Source organism: Streptomyces spiralis (genome assembly GCF_014654675.1).
GTDB lineage: Bacteria > Actinomycetota > Actinomycetes > Streptomycetales > Streptomycetaceae > Streptomyces > Streptomyces spiralis.
The window spans coordinates 45,114-64,179 of record NZ_BNBC01000034.1 but is presented as its reverse complement, the minus strand read 5'-3'; the positions used below and the strand labels follow the sequence as shown (position 1 = coordinate 64,179).

Sequence of the window (19,066 nt, the reverse complement as noted above, 5' to 3'; positions counted from 1 at the left end):
TCAACTGCCACGAGGACAACCGCCACGAGGGCGGACAGGGCCCGAACCAGATCGACGACGGCGGCCGCGACGACCAGCACGGTGAGCACGGCGGCGCCGGAGCCGACCGCGACGACCCCCCGCGTCCGAAGGGCGGCGTGCACGCGGGCGGCGGCGGCCTGGTCGACACGGCCCAGGCCTTCTCCCCGGTGGCCGGGGCGGCGGCCGTCGGGCTGGTCGTGGTCAGCGGGGTCGCGTACGTCCGGCTGATCCGCCGGCGCCCCCATGGTGCCGCGTAGGCGCAGACGCAGGCCCTGGTACCGGACCCGCGCCTACCGTCTCGCCCGCACGGCCGTGCTCGCGGCCGTCCTGGTCACGGCGGGGGTCCGGTGCGAGGGACACCACGGGCACCCCGCGGCGGACAGGGCCGCCGGCGCCCGGGCGTCGGCCGGCTCGGCCGACGGTGCGGCGGACGGCACGGCGGACGGTGAGACGGACGGCGGCGGCTCCGGCGACGGCCCGGACGACCACGGCTCGGGTGACGGCCCGGACGGCGACGGCGCCGACGGTGCGAAGTCCTCCGCGCCCCCGCCCACGCCGCTGCCCCGCTCCCGCGCGACCTCCCTGCGCATCCCCTCGCTCGGGATCGACGCGCCCGTCATCGGCATCGGCCTGGGTGCCGACCGGCAGCTTCGTACGCCACCGGTCGACAAGCCGAAGCTGGTCGGCTGGTACGAGGGCGGTCCCACGCCGGGGGAGTCCGGCACCGCGATCGCGGTCGGGCACCGCGACACGAGGACGGGCGCCGCCGTCTTCGCCGCGCTCGGCCAGGTCGAGCGGGGCCGCCGCATCGAGGTCCGGCGCGCGGACGGCCGTACTGCCGTATACACCGTCGACAAGGTGCAGATCTTCGACAAGGACCGCTTCCCCGACAAGGAGGTGTACGGCACCGCCCGCCGCCCCGAGCTGCACGTCATCACCTGCGGCGGTCTCTACACCCGCCGCACCGGCTACTCGAGCAACGTGGTGGTCTTCGCCCATCTGACGTCGACGAAGTGAGGCGGGCGGGGTCGCGGCGGCGGCCCGGCCTCGGGGCGGCGGCTCCGGACCGGCCGCCCGCCAGTGAATGTGACCGTCCGCTTTCTCGCCTGCTGGACGAAAACATTCGAACGTGTCGGACGTCTTCCCCCGGGTGCCTACATTCCGTTAACTTCCGTGACTCACACGCCCCGTACGACCCGCACGAGGTGTTCGACACGCGCAGTACCAGCGCTCCGGTGAGTCCCCGAAGGCATCTCATGACACGCGCCATCTCTCTGCACGACGTGAGCAAGACGTACTCCAGCAAGGGCACCCGGGTGGTGGACCGGCTCTCGCTCGACATTGCGCCCGGCGAGTTCCTGGTACTGCTCGGGCCCTCCGGCTGCGGCAAGTCGACCGTCCTGCGGATGATCGCGGGCCTGGAGGAGATCACCGAGGGGCAGTTGCTGCTCGACGGCGAGTACGCCAACGACCTGCCGCCCGCCGGCCGGGACATGGCGATGGTCTTCCAGAACTTCGCGCTCTACCCGAACATGACCAGCCGCGACAACATCGGCTTCCCGCTGCGCATCGAGTCCCCCGGTGTCGACCCCGGCGGCCGGGTGGACGCCACCGCCCGGATGCTGGGCATCGAGGACCTCCTCGACCGCTTTCCCGGCCAGCTCTCCGGCGGCGAACGCCAGCGCGTCGCCATGGGCCGGGCGATCGCCCGCCACCCCTCCGCCTTCCTGATGGACGAGCCGCTGTCCAACCTGGACGCCAAGCTCCGCAACCATCTGCGCGCCGAGATATCCCAGCTCACCAGGGAACTGGGCGTCACCACGGTCTACGTCACCCATGACCAGTCCGAGGCCATGTCCCTGGGCGACCGTGTCGCCGTGCTGCGCAGCGGCGTCCTGCAACAGGTCGGCACCCCGCGCGCGGTCTACGCGCTGCCCCGCAACGTCTTCGTCGCCGCCTTCATCGGCACCCCGCGCATCAACCTGCTGCGCGGCCTGGTCCGCGCCCCGCTCGGCGGGGCCATGACCATCAGCCTCGGCAAGCAGTTCCTGCGCCTGCCCGAACCCCTGTCCCTGGACCATCAGATGCTGCGCGTGCAGCAGGGCCGCGAGGTGATCGTGGGCCTGCGCTCGGAGGCCGTACGGATCGCCAAGCCCGCCGCCGCCCGGCCCGGCGAGGTGCCGATCACCGGACTGGTGGAGCACCTGGAGTTCCAGGGCCACGAGGTCCTCGTCCACTTCAACACCGGCTCCCAGCCCGCCGTCGTACCGGACCTGGAGGCCCCGCGCCCCGCCGGCCGCCCGGACCGGCGGCGCCGCCGCGACAGCACGGTGCTGGACCGCCTGCGTGAACGGGCCGTCGCCCTGCGCGCCGGCTCCGTGGGCGTGCTCGAGCGCCCCATCGGGACCACCGCCGCACCGGAACTCGCCCCCGCCACCGAGCCGCGCCTGCCGGGCGACCTGGTGGTCCGCACCACCCCCGACATCCAGCTCCGCCATGGCATGCAGGTCCCCCTCCTCGTTGACCTGGCCCACCTGTTCGTCTTCGACCAGGACGGCGATCGCATCTGCCCGGCCCCCGACCACGTCCCCGACCTGGAGGAGTGAGCCGGGGCGGTTCGGCGCCTCGGCGGTCGGCGGGCAGTGGTCTCCGGCCCGGGCCGGGGCGTCCGGCACGGGTCGCCGTGTCCGGTGCCGGCCGAGGTGTCTGGTGCGGGAAAACTATCGGCGCTAGTTTATATGGCTGTCGGTAGGTTGTGACGCGCGACGACGCGCCCCGGACCACATGCCCGTGGCCCGCGGGGACGCGGCGGACGCCCCCGCCCCGGAGGAGCACCAGCACGATGAAGGCACACGACGGCATGTACATCGGCGGCGCCTGGCGCCCCGCCGCGGGCCCGGACGTCATCGAGGTGGTGAACCCGGCCGACGAACAGGTCATCGCCACCGTCCCGGCCGGCACCGCCGAGGACGTCGACACGGCGGTGCGCGCCGCCCGCGCCGCCTTCCCCGCCTGGGCCGCCACCCCGCCCGCCGAGCGGGCCGCCCGCCTGGCCGCCCTCCGGGACGTACTGGTGGCCCGCAAGGACGAGATCGCCGAGACGGTCACCGCCGAACTGGGCTCCCCGCTCGCCTTCTCGCAGACCGTGCACGCGGGCGTGCCCATCGCGGTCGCCGGCTCCTACGCCGACCTGGCGGCGACGTACGCCTTCGAGGAGCGGGTCGGCAACTCCACCGTCCTGCACGAGCCGGTCGGCGTGGTCGGCGCCATCACCCCCTGGAACTACCCCCTGCACCAGATCGTCGCCAAGGTCGCCCCGGCGCTCGCCGCGGGCTGCACCGTCGTTCTCAAGCCCGCCGAGGACACCCCGCTCACCGCCCAGCTCTTCGCCGAGGCGGTGCACGAGGCCGGGATCCCGGACGGTGTCTTCAACCTGGTCACCGGGCTCGGTCCGGTCGCCGGACAGGCGCTCGCCGAGCACCCTGACGTCGACCTGGTCTCCTTCACCGGCTCCACCGCCGTGGGCAAGCGGATCGGCGCCGTCGCGGGCGCCGCCGTCAAGAGGGTCGCCCTGGAGCTCGGCGGCAAGTCGGCGAACGTCGTCCTGCCGAGCGCCGACCTCGCCAAGGCGGTGAACGTCGGCGTCGCCAACGTCATGTCCAACTCCGGCCAGACGTGCAGCGCCTGGACCCGCATGCTGGTCCACCGCGACCAGTACGACGAGGCGGTCCGGCTGGCCGCGGCGGCCGCCGCCAAGTACGGCGAGCGGATCGGCCCGGTGGTCAACGCGAGGCAGCAGGCACGCGTGCGCGGTTACATCGAGAAGGGCATCGCGGAGGGGGCGCGACTGGTCGCGGGCGGCCCCGAATCCCCGCGCGAGCAGGGTTACTTCGTCAGCCCCACCGTCTTCGCCGACGTCACCCCCGAGATGACCATCGCGCAGGAGGAGATCTTCGGTCCCGTCCTGTGCGTCCTGCCCTACGAGGACGAGGAGGACGCCCTGCGCATCGCCAACGGCACGGTCTACGGCCTCGCCGGCGCCGTCTGGGCGGGCGACGAGGCGGAGGCGGTGGCCTTCGCCCGCCGGATGGACACCGGCCAGGTCGACATCAACGGCGGCCGGTTCAATCCCCTCGCGCCCTTCGGCGGCTACAAGCAGTCCGGCGTCGGCCGTGAACTCGGCACGCACGGGCTCGCCGAGTACCTCCAGACCAAGTCCCTCCAGTTCTAAGGGAGTCACGAGTCATGGCCGTACGTGCCGCCGTCCTGCCCGCCGTGGGCGCCCCGCTGGAGATCACCGGGATCGAGCTGCCGGAGCCCGGCCCCGGCCAGGTCCGGGTGCGGCTCGCCGCCGCCGGGGTCTGCCACTCCGACCTGTCGCTGACCAACGGCACCATGAGGCTGCCGGTGCCGGCCGTCCTCGGCCACGAGGGCGCCGGCACCGTCGTCGCCGTCGGGGAAGGGGTCACCCACGTCTCGCCCGGCGACGCCGTCGTCCTCAACTGGGCCCCGTCCTGCGGCAGCTGCCACGCCTGCTCGCTCGGCGAGGTCTGGCTGTGCGCCAACGCCCTGAACGGCGCCGCCGGCGTCCACGCCCGCACCATCGACGGCACCGAGGTGCACCCCGGCCTGAACGTCGCCGCCTTCGCCGAGGAGACGGTCGTCGCCGCCCCCTGCGTGCTGCCCCTGCCGGACGGCGTCCCGCTCACGGACGCCGCCCTCCTCGGCTGCGCCGTCCTCACCGGCTACGGCGCCGTCCACCACTCCGCGCGGGTCCGGCGGGGGGAGACGGTGGCGGTGTTCGGCGTCGGCGGAGTGGGCCTGGCCACCCTCCAGGCGGCGCGGATCGCGGGCGCCGCGAAGATCGTGGCCGTCGACGTCTCCCCGGAGAAGGAGGAACTCGCGCGTCAGGCGGGCGCCACCGACTACGTGGTGGCCTCCGAGAACACCCCCCGCGAGATCCGCGCCCTCACCGGCAGGCAGGGCGTCGACGTCTCCGTGGAGTGCGTGGGCCGCGCGGTCACCATCCGCGCCGCCTGGGAGTCCACCCGTCGCGGCGGCCGTACGACGGTCGTGGGCATCGGCGGCAAGGAGGAGCAGGTCACCTTCAACGCCCTGGAGATCTTCCACTGGGGCCGCACCCTCTCCGGCTGCGTCTACGGCAACTCCGACCCGGCCGAGGACCTGCCCGTGCTCGCCGAGCACGTCCGCGCCGGACGCCTGGACCTGGGCGCGATGGTGACCGAGCGGATCGCCCTGGACGGCATCCCGGCGGCCTTCGAGAACATGACGGCCGGGAAGGGCGGCCGGGCGCTGGTGGTCTTCTAGGGCTGCCGTCCGCCAGGGCTGCCGGCACGACCAGGGGCTGCCGGCAGCGCATCCGGCCCGTCCGCGGCGAGCCGGATTCCAGGCATGCCCGCGCGACCTCCGCGCGCCCCCACCGGCGCCGACTCGGTGCTCCATACAGGCAAAACTCCTGGGCGCGACCCGTTGACGCCCATACCGTCCGGTCAGTACGGTCCCGGCCCAAGCCGCCCCCCTCCCCGTCCCCGCACCCCCGGAGTGTGCACGCATGGACACGGCACCTTCCGCTCAGCCACTGACCACCACGGCTCCCGCCACCCGCAGCCGCCGCCGGGTGGCCACCGCCGCCGCCCTCGCCTCCGCCGTCGAGTGGTACGACTACTTCGTCTTCGGCATCGCGGCCGCCCTGGTCCTCGGCGACCTGTACTTCCCGGCCGGCAGCCCCACCGCCGGAGTCCTCGCCGCCTTCGCCACCTTCGCCGTCGGCTTCCTGGCCCGTCCGATCGGCGGCATCATCGCCGGCCATCTCGGGGACAAGCGCGGCCGCAAGCCGATGCTGGTCCTCGCCCTCACCCTGATGGGCACGGCCACCACCGGCATCGGCCTGCTGCCGACGTACGCCACCATCGGCGTCGCCGCCCCGGTCCTGCTCGTCGTGCTCCGCGTGGTGCAGGGCCTGGCGGTCGGCGCCCAGTGGGGCGGCGCGGTGCTGCTGGCCACCGAGTACGCGCCCGAGGGCCGGCGCGGTGTCTACGGCAGCGTCGTCCAGCTCGGCGTGCCCATCGGTGTGGTGACGGCCAACACCGTCTTCCTCCTCGCCGGCGCCTTCACCACCGACTCGGCCTTCGCCGCCTGGGCCTGGCGGCTGCCCTTCCTGGTCGGCCTCCTCGTCCTCGCCCTCGCCTGGTATATCCACACCAGGGTCGAGGAGACCCCCGAATTCCGGGCGGCCGAGCGTGCGCTCGCCGAGCGGGAGCGGACCGAGCGCGAGCGGGTGGAGCGCAGCTCGCCGCTGCGCACCGTGCTGCGCGGCCATCTCGGCACGGTCTTCCTCGCCGGCGGATCCTTCGCGGTGAACACGGCGACCTTCTACATCCTGATCACCGGCGTGCTGGAGTACACCACCCACAACCTCGGCATGGAGCAGAGCGCCGTACTCACCGTCTCGCTCTGCGTCAGCCTCACCCAGCTGGTGCTGATCCCGGCCGCCGCCGCGCTCTCCGACCGCGTCGGCCGCATCCGCGTCTACGCGCTCGGCGCGGCCGGCATCGCGCTGTGGGCCGTACCGCTGTTCCTGCTGATCGACACCGGTTCGCTGCTGTGGCTGGCGGTGGCGACCTTCGTGGCGAGCTGCTTCCTCAGCATCATGTACGGCCCCCAGGCCGCGCTGTTCGCCGAGCTGTTCACCCCGGAGATGCGCTACACCGGGGCGTCCCTCGGCTACCAGATCGCCGCGGTCCTCGGCGGCGGTCTGGCGCCCTTCCTGATGGTGCTGCTGTTGAAGGCGACGGGGACGTCGATGGCGGTGTCCGGCTACATCGTCGCCCTCGCCGTCATCGCCCTGATCTCCATCAAGATCCTTGCAGGAAGGGCCCGTTCACGCTGAACCTCACGTCCGCTCGGGCCGCGGCTCCGGAACCGTCTCCGGGACCGCGGCGCCGGGCGCGGCCGCTCCTGCCCCCGACGCCGTCCGCGTACGGGCCCGCGACCTCGACACCGCCACGCCGGCCAGGCACAGCACCCCGCCCGCCAGCGTCAGCAGCCCCGGCACCTCGCCCAGCGCCAGCCACGACATCAGCACGACCAGCGCGGGCACGGCGTAGGTCGTCGCGCCCATCCGGCTCGCGGTGGTGCGGGCCAGGGCGTACGCCCACGTGGTGAAGGCGAGCGCGGTCGGGAACACGCCGAGATAGACCATGTTCAGCGTCGCCGACAGCGGGGCGTCGGCGGCCTCGTGGACCAACTGCCCGGCGAACGGCAGACAGACCACCGCCCCGACCAGGCAGCCGAACGTCGTCACCTGCAACGCGCTCGCCCGGCCCAGCGCCGGCTTCTGCGCGACGACCCCGGAGGCGTACGCGACGGCGGCGAGCAGGCAGAGCGCCACCCCGAGCACGGAGGAGCCGCCCTCGCCGGACATCGACAGGCCCACGGTCACCGCACCCGCGAACGACACCGCCATGCCCGCCAGCAGCCGCGGCGGCATCGGATCGCCCAGCAGCCGTGCCCCCAGCAGGGCGATGAGCAGCGGGCCGACGTTCACGACCAGGGCGGCGGTACCGGCGTCCACCTGCTGCTCGCCCCAGTTCAGGGCGACCATGTAGAAGCCGAACCACAGCAGCCCGGATATCGCGATCCCGCGCCAGGCCGCCCGCGGCGGCCACCCCTCGCGCCGTACCAGACAGATCACGCCGAGCGCCACGGCCCCGGCAAGCAGCCGCCCCAGCGCCAGCGCGCCCGGCGAGTACGCGCCGCCCGCACTGCGGATGGACACGAAGGCGGAGGCCCACAACACCACGGTCACCGTGGCGGCAGCAGTGGCCAGTCGGGACTGGGGAACGTTCATCATGTTTCCCGAGGCTAGGCGGGTCAGAGACAAAGAGCTCGCGGATTTCGGACACGAAGCCGTGCGGTCCCCGGGCAGCCTGCCCGGCCCGGGCGGGCCGACGAGGACCGGGTGGAGTCGAGAGCGGCTCGGTGGACCGGTCGGACCGCTTGAAGGGACGGGGATGGGGACGGGGATGGGGACGGATGGGAGCCGGCCGAACCGGACGGAATCAGAGCGGACCGAGTTCAGCGCAGGGCCGATGCCTCGATGCCCAGTAGGTCGGAGAGGGCGCGTTCGCCGGTCGGTGTGACCTTGACGGCGCGCTCGGAGCCGATGCGTACGCACCAGCCGGTGTCGAGGGCGTGCCGGCACAGGGCCGCGCCGGCGACGCCCGCCAGGTGCGGGCGGCGTTCCGTCCAGTCGAGGCAGGCGCGGGCGAGCGGACGGCGGCCTTTGCGGTCGAGGCCGATTCCGGCGGAGTCGAACCAGGTCAGCCCGGCCTCCGTGAGCGCGAACCCCGTGTCCTGCCGCAGCAGTCCGCGCACGGTCAGCGCATCGGTCACCGCGATGCCCAGCCGCCCCGCGAGGTGGTCGTAGCACGTGCGGCCCCGGGCCATCGCCGAACCGGCGCTCGACTCCCGCAGCGAGCGGGGGCGGCGCGAGACCCGCGGGGAGACCTGGGCGGCCAGATCCTCCACCAGCTGGGCCACCCGGGCGTCGGCCAGCCGCACATACCGGTGCCGGCCCTGGCGCTCCTCGCTGAGCAGGCCGCCCGCGACGAGCTTGCCCAGGTGTTCGCTGAGGGTCGACGCGGCCACGCCCGCGTGCCGGGCCAGCTCGCCCGCGGTCCAGGCCCGCCCGTCGAGCAGCGCCAGCAGACAGGCCGCCCGGGTCTCGTCGGCGATCAGCCCGGCGAGCGCCGCCAGGCCGGGAGCCTGGGGGTCGTGGGTACGATCCCTGGTGGTCATGCGTCCAGCATGCGGCACGGACGGTTCGGCGGTCACCGAACTGTGACGCCGCCTTCCGGCTACGTCGCCTGCGCGGTCCGCCCGACCTGCTCGTACTGCTGTGCCAGGCCGTCCAGCAGGGCGGTCAGCCCCGTCTCGAAGGCCCGCTCGTCGATCTTCTCCTGCTGGTCGGCCAGCAGGTGGGCCTGGCCGAGGTGCGGATAGTCGGCGGGGTCGTAGGCCCCGGCGTCGCCCACGAAGCCACCGGCGAAGGAGCCGAGCGCGGAGCCCATGACGAAGTACCGCATCAGCGCGCCGATGGAGGTGGCCTGGGCCGGCGGCCACCCCGCGTCGACCATCGCGCCGTAGACCGCGTCGGCCAGCCGCAGCGCGGCGGGGCGGCGGCCGGGGCCGCGGGCCAGGACGGGGACGATGTTCGGATGGTCGCGCAGGGCGGCCCGGTAGGAGACCGCCCAGTCGTGCAGCGCGCTCCGCCAGTCGCGGCCGTCCTCGAACATCGACAGGTCGACCTGGGCGCTCACCGAGTCGGCGACCGCCTCCAGGATCTCGTCCTTGGTGCGGAAGTGGTTGTAGAGCGAGGGTCCGCTGACGCCGAGTTCGGCGGCGAGCCGGCGCGTGGAGACTGCCGCCAGGCCCTCACCGTCCACGAGGTCCCGTGCCGTCGCGACGATGCGGTCGGTGCTGAGGAGGGGCTTGCGTGGTCGGGCCATGGCGCACATAGTAGGGCTGCGGCATTAAACTAGCAGTGCTAATTTAAATGTCCGGCTTTCAAGATCTGTCGTCCGGCGTCCGTATGACGTCCGTCTGGCGTCGTCCGACGTCGTCTGTGGGGTGATCTCGTGGTGAACCTGGAGCTCAACGAGGAGCAGACCGCGATCCGGCGGCTCGCCCGGGACTTCGTGGAGCGCGAGATCGCACCCGACGTGGTCGCCTGGGACCGCGCCGAGGAAGTGGACCGCGCCGTCGTGAAGAAGCTCGGCGAGGTCGGCTTCCTGGGCCTGACCATCGACGAGGAGTACGGCGGCTCGGGCGGGGACCATCTGGCGTACTGCCTGGTCACCGAGGAGCTGGGCCGCGGCGACTCCTCCGTGCGCGGCATCGTGTCCGTCTCGCTGGGCCTCGTCGCCAAGACGATCGCCGCCTGGGGGAGCGAGGAGCAGAAGCGGCGCTGGCTGCCGGGCCTGACCTCCGGCGAGTACGTCGGCTGCTTCGGCCTCACCGAGCCCGGCACCGGCTCCGACGCGGGCAACCTGACCACCCGGGCGGTGCGCGACGGCGACGACTACGTCATCAACGGCACCAAGATGTTCATCACCAACGGCACCTGGGCCGATGTCGTGCTGCTCTTCGCCCGCTCCACCGACGCCCCCGGCCACAAGGGTGTGACCGCCTTCCTCGTCCCCACCGACACCCCCGGCCTGACCCGCCGCACCATCCACGGCAAGCTGGGCCTGCGCGGCCAGGCGACCGCCGAGCTGGTGCTCGAGGACGTGCGCGTCCCCGCCTCCGCGATGCTGGCACCCGAGGGCAAGGGCTTCTCGGTCGCCATGTCCGCCCTCGCCAAGGGCCGGATGTCGGTGGCCGCCGGCTGCGTCGGCATAGCCCAGGCCGCGCTGGATGCGGCCGTGAGGTACGCGGGCGAACGCGAGCAGTTCGGCAGGACGATCGCCCACCACCAGCTCGTCCAGGAGCTGATCAGCGACATCGCCGTGGACGTGGACGCCGCCCGCCTGCTGACCTGGCGGGTCGCCGACCTCATCGACCGAGGGCAGCCGTTCGCCGTGGAGTCCTCCAAGGCCAAGCTGTTCGCCTCCGAGGCCGCCGTACGGGCCGCCAACAACGCCCTCCAGGTCTTCGGCGGCTACGGCTACATCGACGAGTACCCGGCGGGCAAGCTGCTGCGCGACGCCCGTGTGATGACCCTCTACGAGGGCACCAGCCAGATCCAGAAGCTGGTCATCGGGCGGGCGCTGACGGGCGTCTCGGCGTTCTGAGTACGTTCTGAGTATTTCGGCGGATGTGGCGCAGGCCACGTTCGCCGATGCTCTCTGTCATGAGTGACACACCCGTCAAGCAGCAGAACACGGCCGCCTTCTACGGCCAGGCCGTCGCGTCCTTCGCCGTGGCCATGTCGGCCACCGCCGTCGGCATCTACCAGCTGAACACCGACGCCTGGGTGCGGGCCTTCCTCGCCATCGCCGTCCTCTACCTCGTCACCTCCGCCTTCACCCTCGCCAAGGTGATCCGGGACCGGCAGGAGGCCGGGCAGATCGTCAGCCGGGTCGACCAGGCCCGCCTGGAGAAGCTGCTCGCCGAGCACGACCCCTTCGAGAAGCTGTGAGCCCCCGCCGAAGGCCACACTAAGCGCCCGCTCACCGTCGGCGGTATGGTGGTGCTCCTGTCACCGAGAGGGGCGAGCGAGCGATGAGTACGGCGGAGGAGACGACCGGCGGCGAAGCGGAGCCGTGGGACGAGGTCACCCCTGACGCGGCCCGGCGGCTGCTGGTCGCCGCCGTGGAGGCCTTCGCCGAGCGCGGCTACCACGCGACGACGACCCGCGACATCGCCGGGCGCGCCGGCATGAGCCCGGCCGCGCTCTACATCCACTACAAGACCAAGGAAGAGCTGCTCCACCGGATCAGCCGGATCGGCCACGACAAGGCCCTCGACATCCTGCGCACGGCGGCGCAGCGTGAGGGCAGCGCCAAGGAGCGGCTGGCCGACGCGGTCAGCTCCTTCGTCCGCTGGCACGCCGGACGGCGCACCACCGCGCGGATCGTGCAGTACGAACTCGACGCGCTCGGCCCCGACGCCCGCGCCGAGATCGTCGCCCTGCGCCGTCAGGTCGACGCCGAGGTGCGCGGGATCATCGAGGACGGTGTGGCCGCGGGCGAGTTCGACGTGCTCGACGTGCAGGGCACGACCCTCGCCGTGCTGTCGCTGTGCATCGACGTGGCCCGCTGGTTCAGCGTGAACGGCCCGCGCACCCCCGAGGAGGTCGGCGCGCTCTACGCCGACCTCGTGCTGCGCATGGTCGGGGCGAAGCAGCCCGACCGGACGTAGGGCCTCTCGTTCGGACCGGGCCGGGCCGATCCGAACGGAAAGACCCTGGTCCTACAGGTAGTACCGGGACACCGACTCCGCCACGCACACCGGCTTGTCCCCGCCCTCGCGCTCGACGGTGAAGGCGACGGTCACCTGCACCCCGCCCGGCACGTCGTCCACGCCGCTGATCGTCGCGGTGGCGCGCAGCCGGGAGCCGACCGGGACGGGGGCGGGGAAGCGCACCTTGTTGGTGCCGTAGTTGACCCCCATCTTCACGCCCTCGACGGTGAGCAGCTGCGGCCCGAACAGGGGGAGCAGCGACAGGGTCAGATAACCGTGGGCGATGGTGGTGCCGAACGGGCCGGCGGCAGCCTTCTCCGGGTCCACGTGGATCCACTGGTGGTCGCCGGTCGCCTCGGCGAACAGGTCGATCCGCTTCTGGTCGATCTCCAGCCAGTCGGTGTACCCCAGCTGCTCGCCCACCGCCGACTTCAGGTCGTCGGCGGAGGTGAAGATCCTCGGCTCTGCCATGTCCCGGCCTCTCGCGTCGCACATCATGTCTAAGCAACTGCTTAGCATGCTCGGGTCGACGGCCCATGTCAACGGAAACGGAGTGCGACACGGTGGGTAGGCTCTGAGGGATGCCCCAGATTCCCGAGAAGATCCACGAGCTGACCGTCGGGCAGGTGTCCGCGCGCAGCGGCGCCGCGGTCTCCGCCCTGCACTTCTACGAGTCCAAGGGCCTGATCAGGAGCCGCCGCACCGCAGGCAACCAGCGCCGCTACACCCGTGACACCCTGCGCCGGGTCGCCTTCGTCCGGGCCGCGCAGCGCGTCGGCATCCCGCTGGCCACGATCCGCGAGGCGCTCGCCGAACTCCCTGAGGAACGCACCCCCACCCGGGAGGACTGGGCCCGCCTGTCCGAGGCCTGGCGCACCGAGCTCGACGAGCGCATCAAGCAGCTCAACCGGCTGCGCGACCATCTCACCGACTGCATCGGCTGCGGCTGCCTGTCCCTGGACACCTGCGTGCTCTCCAACCCCGACGACGCGATCGGCCAACGCCAGGTGGGCTCCCGCCTGATGGTGGAACGCAAGACCCCATAGCCCAGCAGTCGCCGCGCAGCCTGCGGGCAGTCGTGCCTCCCCCAGTGCTTGACGCCTGGGAGGTACCCCCAGGCGGCACGGGTGGGCGCCGGGGGTGCCCCCTCCGGGGGAGGCACCCCCACGCGGGGCAAGCGCACCCCCCGCACCACACTTGGCCCCCGGCCTACGACGCCCCCCGCCCCACCCCGTACTGCACCAACCCCTCACTCACCAACTGGGCATTGGACCGAGCCCGTTCCCCGTCCGGCAGGACCATCGTGTCCTCCAGACCGATCCGCGCGTCCAGCCCCAACCGCCCGGCCACCCGCAGCACCGCCCAGACACCCCCGTCCTCGCCGTGCAGCAGCACGGGCCGCCCATGCGCGTCACCCAGCTCGGCGAGCAGCGCCCGGGCGGACTCCGCGGCCGTCTCCGGGGCCGGGTCCGTCACCTCCGCGAGCACGCGCAGCACCCGCGGCGCCAGCGGCGAGGCCGCGAACCGGGCCGCGCCGTCCGTGCCGGACCAGATGCCCGCTTCCACGCCGACGCCCCGCGCGAGCAGCGCCGCGGCCAGCTCCTCCGCGCCCGGCTCGTGCCAGTTGACCGAGGCGACATCGGGCAGCACCGTCCAGCCGCGCACGCGCGCCGGGCGGGCCGCCGGATCGGGCTCCGTCCAGGCGCCCGTGGTCACCCCGACCGGCACCGGCACCCGTGCCCGGATCGCCTCCACCGCCGCCGCGACCACGCGCGGCGACATGCTCTCCCGCCCGCACGGCGTCCTGGGATGGACATGGACCTCCGTGGCCCCGGCCGCGACGGCGCCGGCCGCCGACTCGGCCATCGCCTCCGGCGTCAGCGGCACCACCGCGCCGTCCGCCGCCGTGCGGGACCCGTTGAGACAGACCTGCATCACCGGACCGTGCCCCCGTTTCCGGAGGGGTGCGGCACCCCCTGCGCACCCCTCGTCTTTCCTCAGGCCGACACCAGCAGCCTGCCCCGCCTGGCACTCGCCAGCGCCCCGGGAGTGAGGACGGGCCGCGGCACCAGGATGCCGCAGTCCACGCACACCGGCCCGGTCGACGGCTCGTGGTCCAGGCCGTACTTCCAGACCAGCCGCTCCCCGGCGCACACCGGGCAGGCCGCGCCCGGCTCGCGCTCCAGTGCGGCGATCAGCCGGCGCAGCACCTCGGCCAGCGGTTCGGCGGGATGCACCCGCGGGTCGTCGCACCAGGCGACCCCGAAACCGCCCCAGGTCAGCCGGTGCCAGTCGTCCACGCTGCCCGGCCTGCGCAGCCCGTCGTGCTTCTCCCTCCTGCGGCGGCGGGCGAACTCGACCTCGTAGTCGAGCCACACCGAACGCGCCTCCTCCAGCTCCTCCAGTGCGGCCACGAGCCGCACCGGGTCGGGGGAGCGGTCCTCGGGGCCGAACCCGGCCCGCGAGCACAAATGGTCCCAGGTCGCCCTGTGCCCGTAGGGAGCGAACCGCTCAAGGCACTTGCGCAGTGAGTAGCGTCGCAGTGCCAGATCGCACCGCGGGTCCCTCACCTGTCTCGCCAGACTCCGGAAACCGGCCATCGCCCTGCACCTCCGTCACACCTGCACCTGCACTTCGGTCACTTCGGCGTCGTCGTACGGCCCGTCGCACGGTCCGTCGTACGGAGTCGTCGTACGGACGTCGCCGAGTAGACGTGCCGACCGGCGATCCGGCTCCATCCGATTTCCGATGTCCGCCATAACTTCGCCCTGGTTGACCGTCATGTCCGCCACGAGATGACTCCAAAAAGTGACGCATGCTCATCTTCCAACTCGGGGATACCGCCGGTAACGTCCCTCCCCACCCCCGTCGGGAGGAGCTGCTGCCATGCCACGGCGCACCCCACACTTCGCGCTCGACACAGTGAGAACTCCCCGCAGATTCCACGGGTTCCTGAAGACGGCATCCGTATGCGTCCTCATTACCGGTCTTTTGTCACCGTTTTCCCCAGCGGTGGCGGCAGAGGCGAGACCCGCGGCGACGGCCGCGAACGACTACTGCGGCGGCCGGTGCTCGGACATCCTGCCGCCCGGCGAGAACGGCAACGCCACGCTCGCCCAGATCCTCCTCAACCAGGCCTTCGGCACCCAGCCCGGCCACGCCGAGGACCAGCTCGGCCCCTACGCCGACCTGGCCAAGGGCTACCCGGCACTCACCGACGACAAGGTGAACGCCTTTTTCGATGACGCCTCGTTCGGAGTCCCCGCCGACCAGGTCGCCTCCACCGAGAAACCCGCCGGACGCGGTGACGTCACCATCGTCCGGGACAAGAAGACCGGTGTGCCGCACATCACGGGCACCACCCGCTACGGCACCGAGTTCGGCGCCGGGTACGCCGCCGCCGAGGACCGGCTGTGGCTCATGGACGTCTTCCGGCACGTAGGCCGCGGCCAGTTGACCTCGTTCGCGGGCGGCGCACCCGCCAACCAGGGCCTCGAGCAGCAGTTCTACCGCAACGCCCCGTACACCGAGGCCGACCTCCAGGCGCAGATCGACAACGCGGTGGCCGGCAACGGTGCGCGCGGGCAGCAGGCCCTCGCCGACGTCAATGCCTACCTCGCGGGCGTCAACGCCTACATCGACGCCTCCGACTCCGGCCGCTACTTCCCCGGCGAGTACGTCCTGACCGGCCACAAGGACGCCATCACCAACGCCGGCACCATCGAGCACTTCAAGGTCACCGACCTGGTCGCGCTGGCCTCCGTGGTCGGCTCCCTGTTCGGCTCCGGCGGGGGCGGCGAGGTGAACAACGCCCTGTCCCTGCTGGCCGCCCAGGCCAAGTACGGCGTGGAGGAGGGCACCAGGGTCTGGGAGTCCTTCCGGGAGCGCAACGATCCCGAGGCCGTCCTCACCGTCCACGACGGCCGGAGCTTCCCGTACGCGACGAAGCCGGACAGCCCCCAGGGCGAGGCACTGCCCGACGCCGGCTCGGTGACCCAGGAGCCTCTCGTCTACGACCGCGCCGGCAGCGCGGCGACCTCCGCCGCCAAGAGCGCCTCGACCACGGCCGCGAGGACGACCCTGTCCTCCGCCCGGCGCGGCATGTCCAACGCCCTCGTCGTCAGCGGCGAGCACACCGCCAGCGGCCATCCGGTCGCCGTCTTCGGCCCGCAGACCGGCTACTTCGCGCCCCAGTTGCTGCTGCTCCAGGAGATCCAGGGACCGGGCATCAGCGCCCGGGGCGCCTCCTTCGCGGGCCTGAGCATGTACGTCGAGCTCGGCCGCGGCCAGGACTACGCGTGGAGCGCCACGACCTCCGGCCAGGACATCATCGACACCTACGCCGTCGAGCTGTGCCAGGACGACCACCACTACCTGTACCACGGCACCTGCACGGCCATGGACCAGGTCGAGCAGAAGGATGCCTGGAAGCCCACCGTCGCCGACGGCACGGCCGCCGGCTCGTACACCATGCGCGTGTGGCGCACCGAGTACGGCCCGGTCCAGTACCGCGCGACGGTCGGCGGCAAGAAGGTCGCCTACACCACCCTGCGCTCCTCCTATCTGCACGAGGCCGACTCCATCATCGGCTTCCAGATGCTCAACGACCCCGGCTTCGTCAAGGGCCCGCAGGACTTCCAGCAGGCCGCGCAGCACATCAACTACACGTTCAACTGGTTCTACGCCGACTCACGGCACACCGCCTACTACAACAGCGGCGACAACCCGGTGCGGGCGAGCGGCGTCGACGCCGAGTTCCCGGTGTGGGCGCGGCCGGCGTACGAGTGGCGGAACTGGGACCCGGCCACCAACACCGCCGAGTACACCCCGCCCTCGGGGCACCCGAACTCCATCGACCAGGACTACTACATCTCCTGGAACAACAAGCAGGCCGAGGACTACACGGCCGCGCCCTGGGGCGAGGGGTCGGTGCACCGGGGCAACCTGCTGGAGGACCGGGTGAAGAAACTGGCCGCGTCCGGCGGCGTGACGAGAGCCGCGCTCACCAAGGCCATGGCGGACGCGGCCCTGGCCGATCTGCGGGCCGAGGACGTGCTGCCGAAGCTGCTGAAGGTGATCGACAGCGCGCAGGTCACCGACCCGGCGACCGCGACGGCGGTGAACAAACTGCGGGCCTGGGTGTCCGCGGGCGCCCGGCGCACCGAGACCTCGGCGGGTTCGAAGACGTACGCCGACGCCGACGCGATCCGGATCCTGGACGCCTGGTGGCCGCTGCTGGTGAAGGCCGAGTTCGAACCGGGCCTCGGCAGCGACCTGTACACCGCCTTCACCGGCAACCTGCCCGTCGACGAGGCCCCGTCCGCCGGGCACGGCCCGACCGGCGCGCACGCCGGAAGCTCCTTCCAGTACGGCTGGTGGAGCTATGTCGACAAGGACATCCGGGCGGTGCTCGGTGAGCCGGTTCGGGGACCGCTCGCACAGAAGTACTGCGGCGGCGGCAGCCTCACCGGCTGCCGGGACGTCCTGCTCGGCACCCTGAAGCAGGCGGCGGGCATGACGGCGGCCCAGGTCTACCCGGGCGACGACCAGTGCTCGGCGGGCGACCAGTGGTGCGCCGACTCGATCACCCAGCGTCCCCTGGGCGGCATCAAGCACTACCGGATCAGCTGGCAGAACCGGCCCACCTATCAGCAGGTGGTGGAGTTCACCTCACACCGGTGATGCCCGCCCGGGTCTGAGGCCGGGGCCTGGCGGCGGGTCAGCGGACGCGGCCCGCCGCCAGCACCAGCCGCGCCAGCTCCGGGTGCACGATGTCGCTGTGCGCGCCGCTCGGCGGCCCGCCGCGCCGGACCACGTCGGACGCGTCGACGTTCACGCACCCGGACGCCGGCAGCGGCGCACCCAGGGCGGCGGCGAGGGTGCACGCGCGCGTGCCCGGAACCGCCTGCACCCCGTCGTGCCCCATCGCACCCCACCTGGCCCCCAGCACGGCGCCCACGTCGACGCCCAGCACCGACCGGTCGTCGTCCGCCATGCGTGAGGCCAGGGGATAGAACGTGCCGAGGGCCGAGTCGAAGCTGGAGTGGCAGCACACCAGCGGACCGTCGATCCGGTGCTCCTGGCCCTGCAGCACCCCGCCCGCGCGCGGGTCGTCCGGCAGCCGGGCGGCGAACGCGTAGTGCGAGAAGGCGCCTTGCAGCAGGGTCACGGACTTCACCGCCCGCACCCCCGCGGGCAGCCCGCGCAGCGCGAACGACACCAGGCGCCCGCCGAAGCTGTGCCCGACCAGATGGATCCGCAGGTCCGGCGCCGCCTGTGCGAGCCGGCCGACCGCCGGGCCGAGCCCACGCTCGCCGACCGTGCCCGCCCGGCGCTTCATCGCGTAGTACGTCGCCTGCCGCAGCAGTTCCTTGGCGCCGTCCCACGGGTTCGGCAGCGAGAAGGACTCCCGTCCCTCCGGTGCCTCGAGCCGGGCGAGGGCCTGCGCGAACTCGGCGCAGACGTCCGCCGTGGGCCGCGAGAAGATCCCCGGCTCGCTCTGCGGCACGCCCTCCGCCTCCGTGTCCGCGGCGAATAGGCCCTGCGGCCCCGGCGGCACCACCTCGACCAGCAGCCGCACCAGCCGTCCGAACTCCTCCAGCCCCGCCTCTTCGCGCGGATGCTGGTTCAGAATCCGCGCGAGCCGGTCGACCACCGTGGCCCGGCCGGGGAAGGTCTCCAGGAGCGCGTGCCGGGTGTCCTTGTCCAGGGCCGGGCGGGGCACCGGCTCGGCGGCGGTGGGACGCGGGAAGTCGGGGATCGGCTCGTCGCTGAAGCGCATCGACGGCCACACCACGCCCACGTACCCGATCCGCGCGGTCGGCGCGAGCCGCGGGACGGGGGCGAAGAAGGCACTGTAGAGGCGGGTGGCGCCCGAGCGGTCGTTGTTCCAGCCGTGCGCGAAGACGATCAGGTCGCGCACGCCCCGGGCGGTGACCCCGGCGAGCAGCCGGTCCCGCTCGGGGCCGTCCACGTCCCCGTCCGCGTCGAAGGTGAGCTCCCAGTAGGGAGCCACGCTCATCCCCGGATCCGCCATGGCTGCCGACCCCCTCGTCCCCCGAAGCGGTGCGATGTGTGGTGCATCGTCCTGCCAACAGGGGGAGTTGGCCATACGTCACGG

The 19,066-nt window shown here is 72.7% G+C and carries 18 protein-coding genes and 1 pseudogene; 11 read left to right on the top strand and 8 right to left on the bottom strand.

The features are described 5' to 3' along the window. The 6 genes and pseudogenes from IE318_RS45305 to IE318_RS29650 form a co-directional block, all read left to right on the top strand. Window positions 1-278 (top strand): annotated as a pseudogene (locus IE318_RS45305) (hypothetical protein); the annotation flags it as partial. Next, window positions 265-1,038 carry a class F sortase gene (locus tag IE318_RS29670; RefSeq protein WP_189905285.1) on the top strand — a complete coding sequence of 258 codons (774 nt, stop codon included), beginning with the start codon at window positions 265-267 and terminating at the stop codon, window positions 1,036-1,038. The pseudogene IE318_RS45305 and the gene IE318_RS29670, both read left to right, overlap by 14 nt. A 239-nt stretch (window positions 1,039-1,277) precedes the next feature. Beyond that, entirely contained in the window at window positions 1,278-2,627 is a 1,350-nt protein-coding gene (locus IE318_RS29665) for an ABC transporter ATP-binding protein (protein ID WP_189905283.1), read from the top strand. 236 nt (window positions 2,628-2,863) lie between these two features. Next, complete coding sequence (locus IE318_RS29660) at window positions 2,864-4,252, top strand: aldehyde dehydrogenase family protein (RefSeq protein WP_189905282.1); 1,389 nt, start codon at window positions 2,864-2,866, stop codon at window positions 4,250-4,252. 14 nt (window positions 4,253-4,266) lie between these two features. Further along, a complete protein-coding gene (locus IE318_RS29655) occupies window positions 4,267-5,349 on the top strand; it encodes a Zn-dependent alcohol dehydrogenase (protein WP_189905279.1) in 1,083 nt (360 codons plus the stop codon). 244 nt (window positions 5,350-5,593) lie between these two features. After that, complete coding sequence (locus IE318_RS29650) at window positions 5,594-6,931, top strand: MFS transporter (RefSeq protein ID WP_189905277.1); 1,338 nt, start codon at window positions 5,594-5,596, stop codon at window positions 6,929-6,931. Between the two features lie 3 nt (window positions 6,932-6,934). Here the strand turns inward: IE318_RS29650 and IE318_RS29645 are convergent, their stop codons facing one another. The 3 genes from IE318_RS29645 to IE318_RS29635 all read right to left on the bottom strand — a co-directional run bounded on the left by IE318_RS29645 (window position 6,935) and on the right by IE318_RS29635 (window position 9,551). Then, window positions 6,935-7,894, bottom strand: coding sequence for a DMT family transporter (locus tag IE318_RS29645; RefSeq protein WP_373311312.1), 960 nt, complete (start codon window positions 7,892-7,894; stop codon window positions 6,935-6,937). 224 nt (window positions 7,895-8,118) lie between these two features. After that, complete coding sequence (locus IE318_RS29640; protein WP_189905276.1) at window positions 8,119-8,841, bottom strand: ArsR/SmtB family transcription factor; 723 nt, start codon at window positions 8,839-8,841, stop codon at window positions 8,119-8,121. 59 nt (window positions 8,842-8,900) lie between these two features. Next, on the bottom strand, window positions 8,901-9,551 hold the full coding sequence (locus tag IE318_RS29635; protein WP_030186592.1) for a TetR/AcrR family transcriptional regulator: 651 nt from the start codon (window positions 9,549-9,551) through the stop codon (window positions 8,901-8,903). Between the two features lie 132 nt (window positions 9,552-9,683). On the opposite strand from IE318_RS29635, the gene IE318_RS29630 reads away from it, so the two are divergent. The 3 genes from IE318_RS29630 to IE318_RS29620 all read left to right on the top strand — a co-directional run bounded on the left by IE318_RS29630 (window position 9,684) and on the right by IE318_RS29620 (window position 11,904). Then, window positions 9,684-10,835: an acyl-CoA dehydrogenase family protein gene (locus tag IE318_RS29630; protein WP_189905331.1), complete on the top strand. Its 1,152-nt coding sequence runs from the start codon at window positions 9,684-9,686 to the stop codon at window positions 10,833-10,835. A gap of 59 nt (window positions 10,836-10,894) precedes the next feature. Then, window positions 10,895-11,182 (top strand): YiaA/YiaB family inner membrane protein, encoded by a 288-nt coding sequence (locus IE318_RS29625; RefSeq protein WP_030186598.1) that lies wholly within the window; start codon window positions 10,895-10,897, stop codon window positions 11,180-11,182. A gap of 83 nt (window positions 11,183-11,265) precedes the next feature. Further along, on the top strand, window positions 11,266-11,904 hold the full coding sequence (locus IE318_RS29620; RefSeq protein ID WP_030186599.1) for a TetR/AcrR family transcriptional regulator: 639 nt from the start codon (window positions 11,266-11,268) through the stop codon (window positions 11,902-11,904). A 51-nt stretch (window positions 11,905-11,955) separates the two neighbouring features. On the opposite strand, the gene IE318_RS29615 is transcribed toward IE318_RS29620, so the two are convergent. Beyond that, window positions 11,956-12,417, bottom strand: coding sequence for a MaoC family dehydratase (locus tag IE318_RS29615; RefSeq protein ID WP_030186600.1), 462 nt, complete (start codon window positions 12,415-12,417; stop codon window positions 11,956-11,958). 110 nt (window positions 12,418-12,527) lie between these two features. Between IE318_RS29615 and soxR the strand changes: the two genes are divergently transcribed. Continuing rightward, entirely contained in the window at window positions 12,528-12,992 is a 465-nt protein-coding gene (gene soxR, locus IE318_RS29610; protein WP_030186601.1) for a redox-sensitive transcriptional activator SoxR, read from the top strand. A gap of 163 nt (window positions 12,993-13,155) precedes the next feature. Here the strand turns inward: soxR and IE318_RS29605 are convergent, their stop codons facing one another. The 3 genes from IE318_RS29605 to IE318_RS29595 are packed head-to-tail and all read right to left on the bottom strand — an operon-like array spanning window position 13,156 to window position 14,738. Further along, window positions 13,156-13,884, bottom strand: coding sequence for a 3-keto-5-aminohexanoate cleavage protein (locus IE318_RS29605; protein WP_189905274.1), 729 nt, complete (start codon window positions 13,882-13,884; stop codon window positions 13,156-13,158). A gap of 59 nt (window positions 13,885-13,943) precedes the next feature. Then, window positions 13,944-14,546: a hypothetical protein gene (locus IE318_RS29600; protein ID WP_030179305.1), complete on the bottom strand. Its 603-nt coding sequence runs from the start codon at window positions 14,544-14,546 to the stop codon at window positions 13,944-13,946. A gap of 15 nt (window positions 14,547-14,561) precedes the next feature. Further along, on the bottom strand, window positions 14,562-14,738 hold the full coding sequence (locus IE318_RS29595; protein WP_189905272.1) for a hypothetical protein: 177 nt from the start codon (window positions 14,736-14,738) through the stop codon (window positions 14,562-14,564). A 94-nt stretch (window positions 14,739-14,832) separates the two neighbouring features. Here IE318_RS29595 and IE318_RS29590 point away from each other — a divergent pair, with 94 nt between their 5' ends. After that, complete coding sequence (locus tag IE318_RS29590; RefSeq protein ID WP_189905270.1) at window positions 14,833-17,628, top strand: penicillin acylase family protein; 2,796 nt, start codon at window positions 14,833-14,835, stop codon at window positions 17,626-17,628. Between the two features lie 37 nt (window positions 17,629-17,665). Here IE318_RS29590 and IE318_RS29585 read toward each other — a convergent pair whose 3' ends face one another. Next, window positions 17,666-18,982: a serine-threonine protein kinase gene (locus IE318_RS29585; RefSeq protein WP_189905268.1), complete on the bottom strand. Its 1,317-nt coding sequence runs from the start codon at window positions 18,980-18,982 to the stop codon at window positions 17,666-17,668. Window positions 18,983-19,066 lie beyond the last annotated feature (84 nt).

Excerpts from the sequence above, each read along its gene's own strand:
- IE318_RS29600 (WP_030179305.1), bottom strand. The coding sequence starts at position 14,546 with ATGGCCGGTTTCCGGAGTCTGGCGAGACAGGTGAGGGACCCGCGGTGC.
- IE318_RS29650 (WP_189905277.1), top strand. The coding sequence starts at position 5,594 with ATGGACACGGCACCTTCCGCTCAGCCACTGACCACCACGGCTCCCGCC.
- IE318_RS29640 (WP_189905276.1), bottom strand. The coding sequence starts at position 8,841 with ATGACCACCAGGGATCGTACCCACGACCCCCAGGCTCCCGGCCTGGCG.
- IE318_RS29585 (WP_189905268.1), bottom strand. The coding sequence starts at position 18,982 with ATGGCGGATCCGGGGATGAGCGTGGCTCCCTACTGGGAGCTCACCTTC.
- IE318_RS29665 (WP_189905283.1), top strand. The coding sequence starts at position 1,278 with ATGACACGCGCCATCTCTCTGCACGACGTGAGCAAGACGTACTCCAGC.
- IE318_RS29660 (WP_189905282.1), top strand. The coding sequence starts at position 2,864 with ATGAAGGCACACGACGGCATGTACATCGGCGGCGCCTGGCGCCCCGCC.
- IE318_RS29645 (WP_373311312.1), bottom strand. The coding sequence starts at position 7,894 with ATGATGAACGTTCCCCAGTCCCGACTGGCCACTGCTGCCGCCACGGTG.
- IE318_RS29670 (WP_189905285.1), top strand. The coding sequence starts at position 265 with ATGGTGCCGCGTAGGCGCAGACGCAGGCCCTGGTACCGGACCCGCGCC.
- IE318_RS29655 (WP_189905279.1), top strand. The coding sequence starts at position 4,267 with ATGGCCGTACGTGCCGCCGTCCTGCCCGCCGTGGGCGCCCCGCTGGAG.
- IE318_RS29620 (WP_030186599.1), top strand. The coding sequence starts at position 11,266 with ATGAGTACGGCGGAGGAGACGACCGGCGGCGAAGCGGAGCCGTGGGAC.
- soxR (WP_030186601.1), top strand. The coding sequence starts at position 12,528 with ATGCCCCAGATTCCCGAGAAGATCCACGAGCTGACCGTCGGGCAGGTG.
- IE318_RS29615 (WP_030186600.1), bottom strand. The coding sequence starts at position 12,417 with ATGGCAGAGCCGAGGATCTTCACCTCCGCCGACGACCTGAAGTCGGCG.
- IE318_RS29635 (WP_030186592.1), bottom strand. The coding sequence starts at position 9,551 with ATGGCCCGACCACGCAAGCCCCTCCTCAGCACCGACCGCATCGTCGCG.
- IE318_RS29625 (WP_030186598.1), top strand. The coding sequence starts at position 10,895 with ATGAGTGACACACCCGTCAAGCAGCAGAACACGGCCGCCTTCTACGGC.
- IE318_RS29590 (WP_189905270.1), top strand. The coding sequence starts at position 14,833 with ATGCCACGGCGCACCCCACACTTCGCGCTCGACACAGTGAGAACTCCC.